At 50.9% G+C, this 17,582-nt stretch carries 15 protein-coding genes; 11 read left to right on the forward strand and 4 right to left on the reverse strand.

Going from position 1 to position 17,582, the window contains the following annotated elements:
- Positions 1 to 3 precede the first annotated feature (3 nt).
- The 6 genes from L9G74_RS05240 to L9G74_RS05265 all read left to right on the forward strand — a co-directional run bounded on the left by L9G74_RS05240 (position 4) and on the right by L9G74_RS05265 (position 4,793).
- Positions 4 to 1,722, forward strand: a complete 1,719-nt coding sequence (locus L9G74_RS05240) for a polyamine aminopropyltransferase (protein WP_238895248.1) — start codon at positions 4 to 6, stop codon at positions 1,720 to 1,722.
- Positions 1,723 to 1,801: 79 nt separating this feature from the next.
- Positions 1,802 to 2,215, forward strand: a complete 414-nt coding sequence (locus tag L9G74_RS05245; protein WP_238895249.1) for a YjfI family protein — start codon at positions 1,802 to 1,804, stop codon at positions 2,213 to 2,215.
- A gap of 11 nt (positions 2,216 to 2,226) precedes the next feature.
- Entirely contained in the window at positions 2,227 to 2,919 is a 693-nt protein-coding gene (locus L9G74_RS05250) for a PspA/IM30 family protein (protein ID WP_238895250.1), read from the forward strand.
- 2 nt (positions 2,920 to 2,921) lie between these two features.
- Positions 2,922 to 3,575 (forward strand): hypothetical protein, encoded by a 654-nt coding sequence (locus tag L9G74_RS05255; RefSeq protein WP_238895251.1) that lies wholly within the window; start codon positions 2,922 to 2,924, stop codon positions 3,573 to 3,575.
- A 6-nt stretch (positions 3,576 to 3,581) separates the two neighbouring features.
- A complete protein-coding gene (locus tag L9G74_RS05260) occupies positions 3,582 to 3,911 on the forward strand; it encodes a hypothetical protein (protein ID WP_238895252.1) in 330 nt (109 codons plus the stop codon).
- Positions 3,912 to 3,974: 63 nt separating this feature from the next.
- Entirely contained in the window at positions 3,975 to 4,793 is an 819-nt protein-coding gene (locus L9G74_RS05265; RefSeq protein WP_238895253.1) for an ion transporter, read from the forward strand.
- Between the two features lie 19 nt (positions 4,794 to 4,812).
- On the opposite strand, the gene L9G74_RS05270 is transcribed toward L9G74_RS05265, so the two are convergent.
- On the reverse strand, positions 4,813 to 5,799 hold the full coding sequence (locus L9G74_RS05270; protein ID WP_238895254.1) for a CYTH domain-containing protein: 987 nt from the start codon (positions 5,797 to 5,799) through the stop codon (positions 4,813 to 4,815).
- Between the two features lie 204 nt (positions 5,800 to 6,003).
- On the opposite strand from L9G74_RS05270, the gene L9G74_RS05275 reads away from it, so the two are divergent.
- The 4 genes from L9G74_RS05275 to putA all read left to right on the forward strand — a co-directional run bounded on the left by L9G74_RS05275 (position 6,004) and on the right by putA (position 12,114).
- Positions 6,004 to 6,684 carry a TIGR00153 family protein gene (locus tag L9G74_RS05275; protein WP_238895255.1) on the forward strand — a complete coding sequence of 227 codons (681 nt, stop codon included), beginning with the start codon at positions 6,004 to 6,006 and terminating at the stop codon, positions 6,682 to 6,684.
- A 28-nt stretch (positions 6,685 to 6,712) separates the two neighbouring features.
- Entirely contained in the window at positions 6,713 to 7,981 is a 1,269-nt protein-coding gene (locus L9G74_RS05280) for an inorganic phosphate transporter (protein ID WP_238895256.1), read from the forward strand.
- A gap of 128 nt (positions 7,982 to 8,109) precedes the next feature.
- Positions 8,110 to 8,688 carry a TIGR04211 family SH3 domain-containing protein gene (locus L9G74_RS05285; protein ID WP_238895257.1) on the forward strand — a complete coding sequence of 193 codons (579 nt, stop codon included), beginning with the start codon at positions 8,110 to 8,112 and terminating at the stop codon, positions 8,686 to 8,688.
- A 249-nt stretch (positions 8,689 to 8,937) separates the two neighbouring features.
- Positions 8,938 to 12,114 carry a bifunctional proline dehydrogenase/L-glutamate gamma-semialdehyde dehydrogenase PutA gene (gene putA, locus L9G74_RS05290; RefSeq protein ID WP_238895258.1) on the forward strand — a complete coding sequence of 1,059 codons (3,177 nt, stop codon included), beginning with the start codon at positions 8,938 to 8,940 and terminating at the stop codon, positions 12,112 to 12,114.
- Positions 12,115 to 12,177: 63 nt separating this feature from the next.
- On the opposite strand, the gene L9G74_RS05295 is transcribed toward putA, so the two are convergent.
- Positions 12,178 to 13,407, reverse strand: a complete 1,230-nt coding sequence (locus tag L9G74_RS05295; RefSeq protein ID WP_238895259.1) for a dicarboxylate/amino acid:cation symporter — start codon at positions 13,405 to 13,407, stop codon at positions 12,178 to 12,180.
- A 239-nt stretch (positions 13,408 to 13,646) separates the two neighbouring features.
- Between L9G74_RS05295 and L9G74_RS05300 the strand changes: the two genes are divergently transcribed.
- Positions 13,647 to 13,823, forward strand: coding sequence for a helix-turn-helix domain-containing protein (locus tag L9G74_RS05300; protein WP_238895260.1), 177 nt, complete (start codon positions 13,647 to 13,649; stop codon positions 13,821 to 13,823).
- A gap of 53 nt (positions 13,824 to 13,876) precedes the next feature.
- On the opposite strand, the gene cydC is transcribed toward L9G74_RS05300, so the two are convergent.
- Together cydC and cydD are read right to left on the reverse strand one after the other, a co-directional pair.
- On the reverse strand, positions 13,877 to 15,598 hold the full coding sequence (gene cydC / locus L9G74_RS05305; protein ID WP_238895261.1) for a heme ABC transporter ATP-binding protein/permease CydC: 1,722 nt from the start codon (positions 15,596 to 15,598) through the stop codon (positions 13,877 to 13,879).
- Positions 15,598 to 17,400 (reverse strand): heme ABC transporter permease/ATP-binding protein CydD, encoded by a 1,803-nt coding sequence (gene cydD / locus L9G74_RS05310; RefSeq protein WP_238895262.1) that lies wholly within the window; start codon positions 17,398 to 17,400, stop codon positions 15,598 to 15,600. Before cydD ends, cydC begins: the two co-directional genes overlap by 1 nt.
- Between the last annotated feature and the right edge of the window lie 182 nt (positions 17,401 to 17,582).

Consider the following 17,582-nt stretch of genomic DNA (forward strand, 5'->3'; position numbering starts at 1 on the left):
GTTATGGCCGACAATACCATGCAGGCGAAGTCGCGGCGTGGTCCTCACTGGTTTGATGATGCCCTACTGCTGGGCATCATGGGGATCCTCGCGGCCTGTGGCCTAATCTACGAATATCTGCTGTCCCATTATGCCGGGCGCGTGCTTGGCGCCTTAGAAGCCGCCATCTACACCATGATCGGTTTGATGATTGTGTCGATGGGCTTTGGAGCCTTTGCGGCGCGCCACATCAAATCCGCCTTTACTGGCTTTGCCATTCTCGAACTTACCGTAGCGCTGATGGGCTCGTTAGCCATTCTGGTTACCGCTGCCATCATCGGCTTTGGTCATGCGTTACCTAAAATCGTCGCGGAAACACTCGGCTTGCCGCCAGATCAACTGCCTAACGGCGGTTTCATTGGTAGTTTTCAAGAGTGGGCGGTGTACCTACCATATGTTTGGGGCGTGTTGCTCGGCTTGATGATCGGTATGGAAATTCCGCTGATCGCGCGGGTGCGTCAAGCACTGTCGCAGGAACACCTGCTGCATAACGCCGGTACCATTTATGGCGCAGATTACATTGGTGCCGGTATCGGTGCCGCCATTTGGGTGGCGTTTATGCTGGCGCTGGATACCCAACTAGCCGCGTCGATTACCGCCGCATTCAACCTGTTGGCAGGGCTAGTGTTTATTCTGCGTTTCCGTAAGCGCATCAAGGCGGCAAAATGGCTGCTGCTTGGCCACAGTTTTGCTGCGGGCGTGTTGCTGCTGCTCGCCACCAAAGGCCCATTCTGGGAGCAGAGCTTCAACAACCTGCTGTATCAAGACAATGTGATTTACGCCAAAGCGACCCGCTTTCAACAGATCAACTTCACCGAGCGTCTGATGGGCAATAATCTCCCGCCGGTGTACAGCTTATATCTCAATGGCCGCTTACAGTTTTCGTCGATTGATGAACATATCTACCACGCCTATTTGGTGCATCCCACCATGGCCGCCAGTGCGCGCCACGATAATGTTCTGGTGATTGGCGGCGGCGATGGTTTGGCGCTAAAACAGATCTTCAAGTGGCAACCTAAGCACATCACCTTGGTGGATTTGGACGAGGAAATGATTAAGCTGTTCTCCGATCCGCCAGAGGATATGCCGCAACGTTTACGCCAAGCACTACTGCAACTCAACGGTAATGCGTTTCACGATCCGCGCGTGCATGTGATGATTGATGATGCCTTTAACGGCGTCGACAAGCTGATTGCCAAAGGCGAGAAATACGATACGGTGATTGTCGACCTGCCCGACCCATCGCACCCTGACCTCAATAAGCTCTATTCCGATATGTTTTATCGTAAATTAGGGCAACTGCTGAGTGCCGATGGTGCGATAACCATTCAATCCACCTCACCGTACCATGCCACTAAAGCCTTCTTATCTGTCGGCAAAACATTGGCGAGTGCGGGTTTTGCCGTGAAGCAATATCATCACAACGTACCAAGTTTTGGTGAATGGGGTTGGACGATTGGCACCTTACAAGGGCAAAATGCGGAGCAACGCCTATGGCCGATGCAAGTGCTGCCAGTAGAGGACTCGTGGTTAACACCTGACTTAATCCGGGCGTCTTTTGCATTCCCCAAAGGTTTTTACAGCAAGTTGGACCAAGTGAAGGTGAACGAGTTAGGCTCGATGCAGCTGTACCATTATCACCTGCAAGCGTGGAAAGATACGCAGGGAATTGCCACATTTTAAATAGTCGAGATAACGCTTGACATATTATGTCTCAGTGTTATCTTAAGCCACAGACATATTATGTCCAGCGAGGAAAGAGATGAATATTCACACTATTGCCAACCATCTTAACGGGATTGGCGACGGCAGTTCTACTGGCTTTCAGTTTGACTGCTACCCCATTGATGGGGACGTGGAAGTATTGCAAGTAAATGTGGTTGGCCGTGAAGAGTTACCCATTTTTGTCTCGGTAACCGAAAGCCAAGTGCTATGCATTAGTTATCTGTGGGGTGAAGAGGAAGTAATTCCAGAGAAACGGACCGAAATGTTTGAGACGATGTTGACCTTTAACATTCCGATGCCACTATCTTCATTCGCAAAAATTGACGACAAATACGTACTGTTTGGTGCGTTGTCGCTCGCATCCAGCATGCTGGAGATTGAACAAGAATTGTCCGTACTGTCAGACAACTGTCTGGAAGTTATCGACGAAATGGTCGACTTTTTGAAATAAGGATCCACATCATGGGTATTCTAAATAAAATTTTAACTGCATTCCGCGGTGGCGCCACTGAAGTTGGCCAAAGCATTGTCGACGCAAACGCTACACGTATTTTTGAACAAGAGATTCGCGACGCTGAGAAACATCTCACCAAAGCCAAACGTGAATTGACCGATGTGATGGCGAAAGAGATGCAAGCGGCACGCGAAATCGAACGCCTGAAACGCTCTATCGCTGAACATGAAGGCTATGCCACTCAAGCGCTGGAAAAAGGCAATGAGTCGCTGGCGTTGGAAGTTGCCACCAAAATTGCTGAGCTGGAACAACAGCTGGAAGAGCAGACCACTGCTAATCAAAGCTTTAGCGACCACGCAGCCCGTTTGAAAGAGCTAGTGAAGAAAACCGAACGTCAGTTGGCCGATTACCAACGTCAGCTGTCGATGGTAAAAACCACGGAAAGCGTGCAAAAAGCCACGGCATCAATCACTGACTCATTTGCGTCAAGCAACTCTAAGCTGCTGAATGCAAAAGACTCGCTCGAACGCATCAAAGCACGTCAGCAACAGTTTGATGATCGTCTGAAAGCGTCTGAAGAGCTGGAAAACGAAAACAGTGACAAGTCGCTGAAAGCCAAACTGGCTGAAGCTGGCATCGGCGAACAAAAAAGCAGTGCCAACGACGTGCTGGAACGTTTAAAAGCTAAGAAAGGAGCCTAAGGATGGGCTTCTTTGGCAAGCTGTTTGGTAACGATGATGAACCGCCAGCACGGAAGCTGAATCATCCATCACAACTCAACGTGGGTGACATGATCACCCTCGATGACAGCTTTGCCCTGCCCCCGCAGCTGCGGGGGCAGCAATTGCGCGTTGAGATGGTCAATACTTACGAATTTGAACGCGAACACACTCCGGAATGGGTGCTCAAAGGGAAACTTGGTGATACTCTGTTTATGGGACTCGATGATGACGATGAAGTCTGGTTGAGTTTCTCCATAAAACTGCCGCGTGCTGATGTAGAAGCCTTGTTCGATATGGATGCCTTTGCTGAGATTTTTGCAGAGCCAGGAGAAGCTGAGCTAACTCCGCTGCCACTCACCAAAGACAGTGAAATATTTGCACAATGGCTGGGCGAGCAGTACTACCAAACAGGGTTCGCACGGTTTGGATATTTCCACAAAAAAGATTACCGCAATGGTAAACCTTCGCAATATGTGGAAAATAATCCCGGTGAACCCTTTGAATCCTATGAGTTATTGGATAGCCAAGAATCTCACGCCATCGAGATCGAAGTGTATGAAGGCGGTGACACAGATGTCATGCTGACGCTCTATCGACCGTTGAGTGATATTCGAGAATATTGGCCCGGAGATTAGAGACGAATGAGTAAAGACCACCCATTACCGGAAACTTGGCTGCAAAACCAAAAAGCCGCCAAGGCCACCCAGGTCGCGTTTGACCTAGATGAACATTTCCAGTATTCCATCCGCAAAGCCGCGTTGGATCGGGGGGTCAGCCCATCAGATCAAATCCGCATGATTTTGGGGCTCAGCGTATCACGCCGCCCCAAACGTCCTCGCCTTACCGTCTCGCTCAGTGCTGAAGATTACGTCATGCTCGCCGAAAAATATGGTCTTCCTGCCGATGCGCAACTGGATATCAAAAAACGTGTGTTAGAAGATTTGGTCGATTACGTTAACGAACAAAAATAAACTCATTTACAGTTAGGCTAATAATTTCTAACCTAGTTTTACCCGACACAAACACTACAACTTATGGCCACCAAACATCGCTGGAACATTGGTAAAGAACTCGTCAGCCCCTTTGAGTTAGCGATGATGCTGTTGTCGTTTATCTCCGTCATCTTAATCTTGGTGATGGTGTTGGTGCCGATGGACAAGGAAACTAAGCGGTTACTGTTTCTGATTGATAGTGGTATCTGTGTCATCTTCCTGCTCAATTTCTTCGTCGGCTTGATTCGAGCCGACCATAAAATCAAATATCTACAACTGCACTGGATTGATTTCATTGCCAGTATTCCGGCGATTGAGCCACTACGCCTAGCCAGATTATTCCAAATCCTGCGTGTAATACGCCTGATCCGCATGAGCCGCTCACTGATCGGCATGCTGGTTAAACAGCGCCGCCAAGCTACCTTAGCTAGCTTGATGGTTGCCATGGTTACCATCATGGCCTTTTCATCAGTGCTGATGCTGTTGGTTGAGAATGGTGTGCCGGGTGCCAACATAAAATCAGCAGAAGATGCCATCTGGTGGTCATTAGTGACCATCTCCACGGTCGGTTACGGTGATTTTTACCCAGTGACCACGGTTGGTCATGTGATTGGCGGGGTGGTGATTGTCTGCGGTGTGAGTTTCTTCGGGGTGATTTCGGGTTATATGGCGTCGATTTTTGTCGCGCCTGACGAACAGGAGCAGTTGGCATCACAGCGTAAAGAGATGCGCGAAGAGATGGATGTGGTGCTCAAACGCATGGAACACAATCAGCAGCAGATGATGCAAGAGATTGCTGAACTGAAAACGGCGCTTTACCAAGCCACGCCATCGGAACAGCAACCTCCATCGTCAAACTGATCAGCACATTAGCTAAGCATTAAGCCGCTAACACCAACGCCAACAAGCGCAACTGCAACTGACCATAATACAGCTGCTGTTGTAGCAATTTAAGCCGCGCAGCGGCGGTTAACTCACTATCCACCTGCAACTCGCCAATCAACCATAAGCTCTGTTCGGCAATTGCCTCATCTAAGGCATCCTGCTGCAATACTCGTGGTAGTTGTGCCAGCAATTCCGCCAGCCACAGCCAATACTGCTGCGACTTCCCTGTATCGTCAGCAAAAGCAAAAATCGCCTCTTCCAACGTTTGCCACTCAGCCAACAAACTTGCCACGGTTAGCTGTTCAAATTGCGGAGCTTTGGGTGCTGCCAAGGTTTGCTGTCCGGCTAAGCGATAACCGCGCTGTGCTTTACTGGCGCGACCTAAACGCACGGGCACCGCACGGGCCACTTGCATCGCTAGCGTTAATAACGCGCTAGCTTCGCCACTAAATAATTCAAATTCGACTTCACAAATCGGCGTTTGTTGCGCACCAGCACGGATATCACCTTGGTCAAATGCCACCTCAACTTGGGCGTGTTGCTGTTGAATGAGCCAAGTAGTGCGCTGAAAATCTGTACTGAAGAGGCAACTTAGTGCCTGCTGTAATTGCGAAATATCGGTGCCAGCCGGCCAGATCTCTGCTGGAAATAACGCCAGTTGCGGCTGTTCATCGTGAATGGTGACATTATATTCAGGACGGCTATGCAAACCGCCAATCACCTGCCCTGCGGTTTTTATGGTCTGTTCTAGCGCCCCGTTACAGCCGCGGACGCGCAAGCCCATCTCAAGTTGGCGCAGGGCCAAATTGGGGGTATCAAAATAGCGGTTAACCAGTAACTTTTCTTGCCCTTGGTTTGTTCCAGCCAATTGATTTATAGCGGCTTTTAAAGAGGAAACCTGCTCAGGTTCGAGCATGAGTTTGAGTTCAATTTCTTGTAGTTGTTGTTCATTTGGCATGCGATTCTTAGCCCATTTCATCATTAAATATTCATGCAACTGTCATATAGATCGGTAAATGTCACACAATTGTCATAAAACTGTCTTACGCTCTGCGACCTTGATATATAACCCAAATACATTAAAACTGTTATTCGGTAGTAAAAATCACAGTTTCAATAAGCGGACGCATGGGGTAACATTCGCCCGCGTTTCCAATTGTGGAATAAGCTGAGTAGGTAAACGGCTATGCCAGTAAACTCTATTTTAGGCGTGTTCGCCAAGTCGCCAATTAAACCGCTGCAAGAGCACATTGACAAAGTATACGATTGTGCCTCTTTGCTGGTACCTTTTTTTGAGGCTACTATCGCCGGTGATTGGGATAGTGCACTCACCATCCGCAAAACCATCAGTCAGGAAGAGAAAGACGCTGATACCTTGAAGCGTGAAATCCGCCTGACATTGCCCGGTGGTTTGTTTATGCCTGTTGAACGAACTGATCTGTTGGAACTATTGACCCAGCAGGACAAAATCGCCAACAAGGCTAAAGATATTTCAGGTCGAATTATCGGCCGCCAACTGCTTGTCCCGCAAGCTATCCAAACTCCCTTCATCGCCTATCTGCAGCGCTGTCTCGATGCTGTTGCCTTGGCAAAAGAAGCGATTAATGAACTTGACGATCTGCTTGAAGCGGGCTTTCGTGGCCGTGAAGTCGAGCTGGTTGCCAAAATGATTAGCGAGCTTGATGTCATTGAAGAAGATACTGACGAACTGCAAATTCAGGTTCGCCGGCAACTTTATGCGCTTGAAGCAGGCTTAAGTCCAGTTGACGTGATGTTCCTGTACAAGATCATTGAGTGGGTCGGGGATCTTGCAGATCTCGCGGAACGCGTTGGTTCTCGTCTCGAGCTAATGCTCGCTCGCGTCTAAAAAAGAATAACTTTCACAAGGTTACAGTATGGTTGAGGTATTAGTAACTAACGGTCCATGGTTGATCGGAATTGCTGCGCTCTTTGGATTTCTTATGGCTTGGGGTATTGGAGCCAACGACGTAGCGAATGCGATGGGCACTTCAGTAGGTGCCAACGCAGTAACCATAAAGCAAGCGATTTTTATTGCCATGATCTTCGAATTTGCTGGGGCATACCTCGCAGGGGGTGAAGTCACCAGCACAATTCGCAACGGTATTATCGATTCCCATTACTTTACCGACTCACCTGAGCTGTTGGTGTACGGTATGATCGCCTCGCTGTTAGCAGCGGGTATTTGGTTGGTTGCAGCATCAGCACTGGGCTGGCCAGTATCAACCACGCACTCTATTGTTGGTGCCATCATCGGCTTTGCGGCAGTGGGTGTGGGTTACGAGTCAGTCTCTTGGGGGCAAGTTGTCGGCATCGTCGGCTCTTGGATTATCACCCCGGCTATTTCAGGTTTCATCGCATTTACGATTTTCCAAAGCGTACAACGGTTGATCTTCAACACTGATGATCCACTGAAAAACGCCAAAAAATATGTGCCGTTTTACATGGGCATCGCCGCGTTTGTGATGTCTTTGGTGACTATCACCAAAGGTCTGAAGCACGTTGGTTTGAAACTGTCGCCAACAGAATCCTACCTGATGGCATTAGCCATTGCTGTAGTGGTTGGCGTTATCGGTAAGATTGTTATCTCTCGTTTGAAAATGAGCGATAAATCTGGCCGCCAAGCTAACTATAACAACGTCGAGCGCGTGTTTGGCGTGCTGATGATTGTGACGGCATGTTGTATGGCATTCGCCCACGGTTCTAACGACGTTGCTAACGCCATTGGCCCATTGGCGGCGGTCGTATCTGTAGTAAGCAGCGGCGGTGAAATTGCCAGTAAATCAGCCTTGGTGTGGTGGATTCTGCCACTGGGTGCCTTTGGTATTGTGTGTGGTCTGGCTATCTTTGGTAAGCGCGTTATGCAAACCATTGGTAAAAACATCACTCACTTGACCCCAAGCCGTGGTTTTGCGGCTGAGCTGGCAGCGGCCAGTACTGTAGTTATCGCTTCGGGTACAGGTTTACCAATCTCCACCACCCAAACGTTAGTTGGTGCGGTGCTAGGTGTGGGCATGGCGCGTGGTATTGCGGCAATCAACATCGGTGTTGTGCGTAACATCGTCGTATCTTGGGTGGTCACGCTGCCTGCCGGTGCGGGGTTATCTATCCTGTTCTTCTTCACCATCAAAGGTGTGTTCAGCTAAGCGATTCATCGCTCGCAAAATCAGGATAAATCAAACTGATAAAGAGGGAAGCCAATGGCTTCCCTCTTGCATTTGTAAGGCAAGATCCCCTAGCATGGGCCCAACACTGACAAAGAGAGAGCATACCCGTGCTGAGAGGGATTTTACTCATTGGAGCCCTGCTGTTCGCATCTACCACTGTGGCAGAGGAACAGACTGGCTATATTTCTGACGATATCTTTATTTATATCCATGGTGGACCAGGCAATCAGTACCGCATTATTGGCAGTATTGAGGCTGGGCAAAAAGTCACGCTGATGGGTGAAACTCAAGACGATTACAGCCACATTGTTGATCACAAGGGCCGTGATGGTTGGGTAAAAACCGACACACTGACACAACAACCTTCACTACGCTTTCAGTTGCCAGCGCTACAAGAGCAACTTAAACAGCAGCAACAACAGCTGCAAGCCGCCTTAAGTGATAAAGGTAGCGCCACCAGTCAAGTTGATGATCTCAGTTCTCAATTAGCGGATGCTAAAGCGGCGTTACAACGTGCCAGCAAAGAACGTGACGATGCCAAGAAGGCATTAGCATCGCTGCATGATAATGCAAAGTACGAGATGTGGCGTGAAGGTGGAGTCATTGCTGCCATCGGTGCTCTGATTGCGGTGGTATTGGTGTACTTACCAAGGCCACGAGCGAAGAAGCGCGATCGCTGGTTCTAAGCCGTATAGATTTACTGACAAAGCAGTGTTTTTCAAACACTGCTTTTTTGTTTTTGTCATGTAAATCAAATTGAAAAACTTAGTAACCAAACAATGCGCACAATAACCTCTCGCACAGTGTGGTAGATCACAATTTATGAGTATAATCGCTGCGCGCAAGCGCCAGATGGTCAATAAAAACTATAAGCGCAATTGCGATTGAGATGTTTAGCAGCCTTTAATGCCTCAATGGCTTGGATGGATAAAATTATGTTTAAAGCGAGCGAAGTCCTTGCTGGCTATTATGACAATGCCACTCTCGACCAGCTTTTCACCGCCATCAGCGACAATTACATCGTCGATGAAGATAGTTACCTTAAACAGCTGATCACCCTTATTCCTGCCGATGATGCGACCGTAACTCGCGTCACTCAACGTGCCCACGATTTAGTGGCCAGCGTGCGACAATATGACAAAAAAGGCCTCAATGTCGGCATTGATGCCTTTTTACAGCAATACAGTTTAGAAACCCAAGAAGGCATCATTTTGATGTGTCTGGCCGAAGCGCTGTTGCGTATTCCCGATGCCGCCACCGCCGATGCGTTGATTGAAGATAAACTCTCAGGCGCTAAGTGGGATGAACACCTGTCAAAGAGTGATTCGGTGTTAGTGAACGCCTCCACTTGGGGCCTGATGCTGACCGGTAAAATCATCCAACTCGACCGCAACATTGATGGTAAACCAAGTAATTTACTCAAGCGCTTGGTGAACCGTGTTGGTGAGCCAGTGATCCGTCAGGCGATGTACGCCGCGATGAAGATCATGGGCAAGCAGTTTGTACTCGGTCGCACCGTCAAAGAAGCGCTTAAAAACAGTGAAGCCACCCGGAAACTGGGTTACACCCACTCCTACGATATGTTGGGTGAAGCGGCGCTGACGGCGCAAGATGCCAAAAAATACTATGAAGATTACAGCTACGCCATCAGCGAGCTAGGTGCTAATCAGTACGATGAAAGCCAATCTCCACGGCCAACCATCTCGATCAAACTGTCGGCGCTGCACCCACGTTACGAAGTTGCTAATAAAGACCGCGTAATGACCGAGCTGTATCAAACCGTTATCAGCTTGATTGAGCAAGCCCGTCGCCTTAACGTCGGTATTCAGATCGATGCCGAAGAAGTAAACCGGCTGGAATTGTCACTGGAACTGTTTCAAAAGCTCTACACCTCGGATGCCGCCAAAGGCTGGGGGTTGCTGGGCTTAGTGGTACAAGCCTATTCAAAACGTGCACTGCCAGTGCTGTTGTGGATTAACAAACTGGCGCACGACCAAGGCGATATCATTCCAGTACGCTTGGTGAAAGGCGCTTACTGGGACAGCGAGCTGAAATGGGCTCAACAAGCGGGCGAAGCGGGCTATCCGCTGTACACCCGTAAAGCCAATACCGATATCTCCTATCTGGCCTGTGCGCGCTTTTTGCTGTCGGATAAAACCAAGGGCGCCATCTACCCGCAGTTTGCCACTCACAACGCGCAAACCGTGGCCGCCATTAGCGATATCGCTGGTGAACGCGCCTTTGAATTCCAACGCCTGCACGGCATGGGACAAGAGCTATACGACACGCTATTAGCGCAGAATAAGCAGCGCTCAGTGCGTATCTACGCGCCGATTGGTGCCCACAAAGAACTGCTGCCGTACTTGGTTCGCCGCCTGTTGGAAAACGGCGCTAACAGCTCATTTGTGCACAAGCTGGTTGACCCGAAAACGCCGATTGAATCGCTGACGCAGCATCCATTGCTCAGCATCAGCAAATACACCACCCTGGCTAATAACAAAATCGCCCTACCCGCCGACATCTACGGTGCGCAGCGTAAAAATTCCAAGGGATTAAACATGAACATCATTTCAGAATCGACACCATTCTTTAAAGCGCTCGCGACCTTTAGTGAACGTCAGTGGCAAGCTGGCCCACTGGTCAATGGCGAGTTACTCAGTGGCGAAGAGCAAACCGTATTAAGCCCATACGACACCACCCAAACGGTGGGCACAGTCAAACTGGCGGCTGACAACGCGATTGAACAAGCGTTAGCTGGCGCCACAGCGGCCTTTCCCGCTTGGTGCCGCACGCCAGTGGAGCAACGCGCCGCTGCACTACAAAAACTGGCAGACTTGCTGGAAGAACACCGCGACGAACTGATCGTGCTGTGTACTCGCGAAGCGGGTAAAAGCTTGCAAGACGGTATCGATGAAGTGCGCGAGGCGGTCGATTTCTGCCGTTATTACGCCATCAACGCCAAGCAGATGATGAGCAAACCCGAACTGCTGCAAGGCCCAACCGGTGAGCTGAACGAACTGTTCCTGCAAGGCCGTGGCGTGTTTGTTTGTATCAGCCCGTGGAACTTCCCGCTGGCAATCTTCTTAGGCCAAATCACCGCCGCGTTGGCAACGGGTAACACGGTTATCGCAAAACCTGCTGAGCAAACCTGTTTGATCGGTTTCCGCGCCGTGCAGTTAGCGCACCAAGCGGGTATTCCAGCAGATGTACTGCAATATCTGCCAGGTAGCGGCAGCGTTGGCGCTAAGTTAACTGCCGATGAACGCATCGGTGGTGTGTGCTTTACCGGCTCAACCGGTACCGCCAAAGCGATTAACCGCACACTCGCTAACCGTGATGGCGCGATTATTCCGCTGATTGCCGAAACTGGCGGCCAAAACGCCATGGTGGTGGATTCAACGTCGCAACCAGAGCAAGTGGTTAACGACGTGGTCGCGTCATCATTTACCAGCGCGGGTCAACGTTGCTCGGCGCTGCGGGTGCTGTACGTGCAGCATGACGTGGCCGACCGCGTAGAAGAGATCCTCAAAGGTGCCATGGACCAACTGACCATCGGCTATCCGGGCGATGTGAAAACCGATGTAGGCCCAGTGATTGATGCTACTGCCAAGTCGAACCTTAACGGTCATATTGAACACATCAAACAAGTTGGTCGCTTGCTCAAGCAAGTGGAGCTGCCAGCAAGCTGCGCTAACGGTCACTTTGTCGCCCCAACGGCGGTAGAGATTGACTCCATCAAAGTGCTAGAGAAAGAGCAGTTTGGCCCGATTCTGCACATTGTGCGGTATCACGCCGAAGACTTGGCGCAGGTGATCGATGAAATCAACAGCACCGGTTACGGCTTGACGTTGGGCATTCACAGCCGCAACGAAACCCATGCGCTGCAAATTGCCGATAAAGTGAATGTAGGCAACGTTTACATTAACCGTAACCAGATTGGTGCGGTGGTGGGTGTGCAACCATTTGGCGGCCAAGGCTTGTCAGGCACCGGTCCAAAAGCCGGTGGCCCACACTACTTGCAACGCTTTGTCACCGAGAAAACTCGCACCAACAACATCACCGCCATTGGTGGTAATGCCACCTTGCTGGCGTTGGGTGATAGCGAAGAATAAAAGCTTTATATAGTCAAAGGCCACCGCATGCGGTGGCCTTTTTGTTACGGTAATGGGCGATGTTTACGCAACATCTTTTGGCGCGAACTTATCCACAATCACCGCACATGCCGCATCGCCGGTGATGTTTAGCGCGGTACGGATCATGTCAAAGATACGGTCCAACGCGAACAGCAATGGCAGGCCATCAATCGGAATCCCAGCAGACATCAACACCGCCACCACCAAGAAGGTTGGCCCCGGCACGCCTGCTTGCCCAATCGCCCCCAAGGTTGAGGTCAAAATGATCGCCGCGTAACCCATAATGCCGAGATCAACTTGGTACATCTGTGCGAAGAAAATCGCCACCAAACCGTAATAAATGGCGTTACCGCTCATGTTGATGGTGGCACCCAGCGGCAACACAAACGACGCGGTCGCGTTGCTGACTTTCAGCTCCTCTTCCACGGTTTGCATGTTAACGGGCAACGTCGCCATGGATGATGCGGTTGATAACGCCATCACCTGTGGCTTTTTCATCAAGAAGATAAAACGACGGGCCGAGACTGGCGACAGAAAATGCACCAGCAGCGGATAAACCACAAAGCCAAAAATCAAAATACCTGCTACGTAGATCCAGAACAGGTTAAGCACCACTTCGAGACGCTCAAAACCGTAGGTGCCGACCGCTTCTGCCATCAAGCCAAATACGCCCAATGGCGCGATAATCATCACCTTGGTGATCATCCATACCAAGGCTTCTAACACAGTGCTCAGGCCTTTTTGTACCTGTTTGGCGCCATCGCCTTTCACTTTGGTCAGCGCAATGCCGAAGAAGATGCTGAACACCAAAATTTGGATGATGTTACCGCTGGTCATCGACTCAAACACGTTGGTCGGGATCATGCCGATAATGGTGTCGACGGGGCCAGCGATGTGGCCGTCAGCCGCAGTCACTTGGATCATGTCACTGGTTGGTGTCACGCTTGAGAAATCGGCAGTGACTCCCGGTTGGAACCAGTAGCCCAGCAACAATGCGAGCACCACGGCCAGCGCTGAAGTGATCAGAAAAAAAGCAAAGGTGGTAATGCCAATTTTCCCCGCCGATGGGCTATCGCCTAAGCTGGCTGCACCAACAATAATCGCGACCAATACCAGTGGGATCACTAACATTTTAATCAAGGAGATAAATAGCGTACCGAGCGGTGCGAAAACGGCAGCATCAGCGCCCATCAGGTGGCCAACCACGGCACCAATCAGCATGGCAATCACCACTTGCATGCCAATGCTGCTAAGTAACTTCTTAAAATTCATTATTATTGTCTTCCAGTTGTTATTGTTGCGGCCGTGTAGGATATCGGCCAATGCGATCAAGCCCAGACGTTAACACAGAAAAATAGCCAATAGCACCAAAATCCCGTATCAAAAGATTAACATCACTGTTTCGTATTAGGTGTAGGTTGGTATGTGATAGGAAATTTTTGGCGCAATTGCGCAAAGCCAACATTGCCTGTCTATACTTTCGCAGACATTCTCGACTCAGGAGACAGTTTATGAGTAACGCTATGCTGACGCTGGAAGAGGTCTGCGCGCTTTTGGACAAGACACCAACCACAATTAAACGCTACGCCCGTGAAAACCTGCTTAGTAGCGTCAAGGAGAACGATCAGTTGATGTTTCCCGCCGAAGAGGTGCATCGTTATTTAGAGTTCTCCAAGAAACTCGGCTAACTGTCACTGCCGATACAACAAGGACGCCAATTGGCGTCCTTTTGCGTTATCTATTAATGCAGTTTTTTATACAGTGCGCTGTAGGCAGGCTCGTTGGCCAGTAGCTCAGTGTGGCTACCCGACGCCACAATCTGACCGCCATCCAGCAAATGGATTTGATCCATCTGCGCCATGCCGGTCAAACGGTGGCTGATCATCAACAAAGTTTTATTGGCCGCGTGGGCTAATAACAACTTGAGGATCTCCTGCTCGGTGCGGCGATCTAGCCCCTCGGTTGGCTCATCAAGTAGCAGAATCGGCGCGTCACGCAGCAACGCTCGCGCCACGCCGATGCGGCGCTGTTCACCACCCGACAACTGACGGCCGCCCTCACCGATCCAGCTATTCAGCCCTTGTCCTTGCAGCAGATGCGCCAAACCCACTTGCTCCAGCACCGCCGCTAAACGCTCATCGCTGATTTTGCTCAGTGATGCCATTTGCAAGTTATCGCGCAGCGTACCCGCCAGCAGCGCCACCCGCTGACTCACCACCGTGATAGCATCACGCAACTGGGTTTCTGTGAACTGCTCCACTGGCGTGCCATCCAGTAGGATCTTGCCAGCTTGCGCTTGCCACTGCCGCGTCAGCAACGCCAGTAACGTGGATTTACCACAACCAGTTTTGCCCAACAGGGCCACTTTACTACCAGCGTGAAGATGCAGATTAAGCTGCTGCAAAATCGGCTGTTGTGGCTGATAGGCAAACTCGATGCCTTGCAGTTGAATATCGCCGTGGCTGACGTGGGCGTTGCTCTCGACTGGAAATACAATATCGGCTTGCTGCTGCGTCAGTTCACTCACCCGCTCTGCGGCCAGCAAACACGACGACAAATGTTGGAACGCACCCGCCAGTGGCATCATCATTTCAAACACCGCTAACGCACAAAACACCGGTACCGCCATCATCGGTCCCGGCGGAATATGGCTACCAACACCATCGGCGGCAAACCACAACATCAGCAACAAAATCGTGCCATGGAACACAATCAGCGCCGCTTGGCTCAACCCCGTTACCGCCGCCATGGCGCGTTGGCTCGCTAACCAGCGCTGTTCATCGGCATCTAGCTTAGCTCGCTGCGCTTTGCTAGCACCAAACAATGCCAGTTCGGCTTGCCCTGACAGCCATGCCAACAACCCAATACGATACTGACGGCGGCCATTCAACACCGCCATGCCCGGTTGTTTGCCTAAACGATAAAACGCTAATGGCAACACCAGCCAAGCGCTCAGCAAGCCGCCGCACAAGATCAGCGCCAGTGTCAAATCCAGCCAACCGATGAAACCGAACAGGCATAGCAACATCACCACAAATGCGGCCAACGGCGTTAACAACCGTAGATACAGGTGATCCAAGGTATCGATATCGGCTACCAAGCGATTGAGCAGATCGGCGCGGCGCATGCCCGCTAGATTACGCTCACTCAGCGGCAGCAGTGACTTCCACGCCCATTGGCGCAAGTCGGTCAAAATACGGAAGGTCGCTTCGTGGGTCATCAAACGCTCACCGTAACGGCTGGCGGTACGGGCGATAGAAAACCCGCGCACGCCACCGGCGGGGGTAAAGTAGTTCATCGCGACGCCACTTAACCCTGCCACCGCAGCAGCCGAGAGAAACCAGCCCGACAGCGACAACAAACCAATGCCTGCGGCTAAGGTAATCACCGTCAGCAACATGCCGATACTCATCATCAACCATTGGCGCCGGAACAAACGCAAAAACGGCAGTAAGACTTTCATTATTGTATGCCTCCTGCTGAGGTCAGCTCGTCATCATCCAACGAGGCTTGCAGCGGTAATTCTTGCAGCATGCGCTGGAACACGCCCTCTTGTTCACTGAGCTGCGCCACCGTACCTTGTTGCACAATGGCACCGTCGGCCAACACCCACACTTGATCCATGCTGGCGAGTTGATCTAACCGATGGGTAATCATCAAACAGGCTTTGTCGCTCAGCGCTTGTTGCAGTGCCGCCAACACCCATTGCTCATTCTGGCTATCTAAGCTGGCGCTCGGTTCATCGAGCAGCAACAGCGGCGCTTGCTTGGCTAAGGTGCGCGCTAGCGACAGTCGCTGCGCTTGGCCGACCGACAATCCAGCGCTGAATTCACCAATTTGATGCGCTAAGCCTTCAGGCTGCGCCCGTACAAAATCAGCCACGTGCGCTTGTGCCAAACAGTGCCATAGCTGCTCATCACTCAGTTGCTCATTGCCCATGCGCAAGTTGTCGGCAATCGAGCCATAAAACAGCTGCGGGCTTTGCCCCAACCAGCCGAGTTGTGTGCGCCATGCGGCAATATCTAATTCACGCAGTGCTACACCGTTGACGGTCAGCTCACCTTCATACGGCAAAAAGCCCAGCAGCACGTTGAGCAAGCTGGTTTTACCGGCACCACTTGGCCCCACCAGCGCCACCTTTTGCTGGGGTGCGATGGTGAATGACAACGGCCCAGCGAGTTGCACACCATCCATGCTCAACACCTTGAGGTTGTGGGCGCGAATGGTGATATCACCCACAGGTAATGGCTGTGCGCCATTTGCCAGTGGCTCCGGAGCATTGAGCAGTTCCATCAAGGCTTCGGCGGCACCAATCGCTTGCGCTTTGGCGTGATAATGGCTGCCCAAATCGCGCAGCGGCTGATAAAACTCCGGCGCCATAATCAAAATAAACATGCCGGTAAACAACGAGATAGGCACGCCGTAGTGACCAAAGTTCAGTTCACCTAAATAACTAAAACCGAAATACACCGCCAACACGGCGATGGATACTGCGGCAAAAAATTCCAGCACCGCCGAGCTTAAAAACGCCAAGCGCAACACCGCCATGGTGCGTTCACGAAACTCTTCCGATGCTTTGGCAATGGCTTGTTCTTCTGCCGCGGCGCGGTTAAACAGCTTTAAGGTTGATAGCGCTTTGAGGCGATCCATAAAATGACCGCTCAACTGCTGCAAAGCGCTGAAGTTACGGCGGTTAGCGTCGGCGGCGCCCATGCCCACCAAAATCATAAATAGCGGAATCAACGGCGCGGTGATCAATAAAATCAGCCCGGCCATCCAGTTCAGTGGAAAGGCGCAGCACAGAATGATCAACGGAATAAACCCTGCCAAACTCATCTGCGGCAGATAGCGGGCGTAAAAATCGTGCAGATCTTCCACCTGCTCCAACACAATACTGGCCCAAGCACCGGCGGGTTTACCGCTGATAAACGCAGGTCCCAAACGATCAAGCTTGTTCAGCACGGCGGCACGCACCTCGGTACGCAGCCGTTTACCGGCTTCAAAACTGACCCGTTCACGCACAAAGGCCACGGCGGCGCGCAAGGCAATTAACAACGCCAAACCGACCACGTGATAGCCAAACTGCGCTTTAGGTGCCGCGTCGATAATCACGCCGTGCAACACGGTTGCCAGTAGCCACGCTTGTGCCACCAGCAACGCCCCATTAAACACACCTAAGCACATTGAAAATTTAAGATAAGCGCCACACGCGCCTTGTTGGTCACGCAACCATTTCGCGAGTTGTTTTTCGAGGGATTTATCCATGAATTATGACATCAAAACAGCATGTTATTGAGACTATGACCGCCAAGCTGCGCATCGGTTCGATACACTTGACCATCCGCCTTAGATTCGGTAGGCGTCAGTATCGCAGGCATTGACGGTGGAATAAACCTTAGCAACTATTTTGGCGGCAGATTTTATAAATAATGCCAAGTAACGCACGC

The sequence above is a fragment of the Shewanella electrica genome, from assembly GCF_022321485.1.
Classification (GTDB): Bacteria; Pseudomonadota; Gammaproteobacteria; order Enterobacterales; family Shewanellaceae; genus Shewanella; species Shewanella electrica.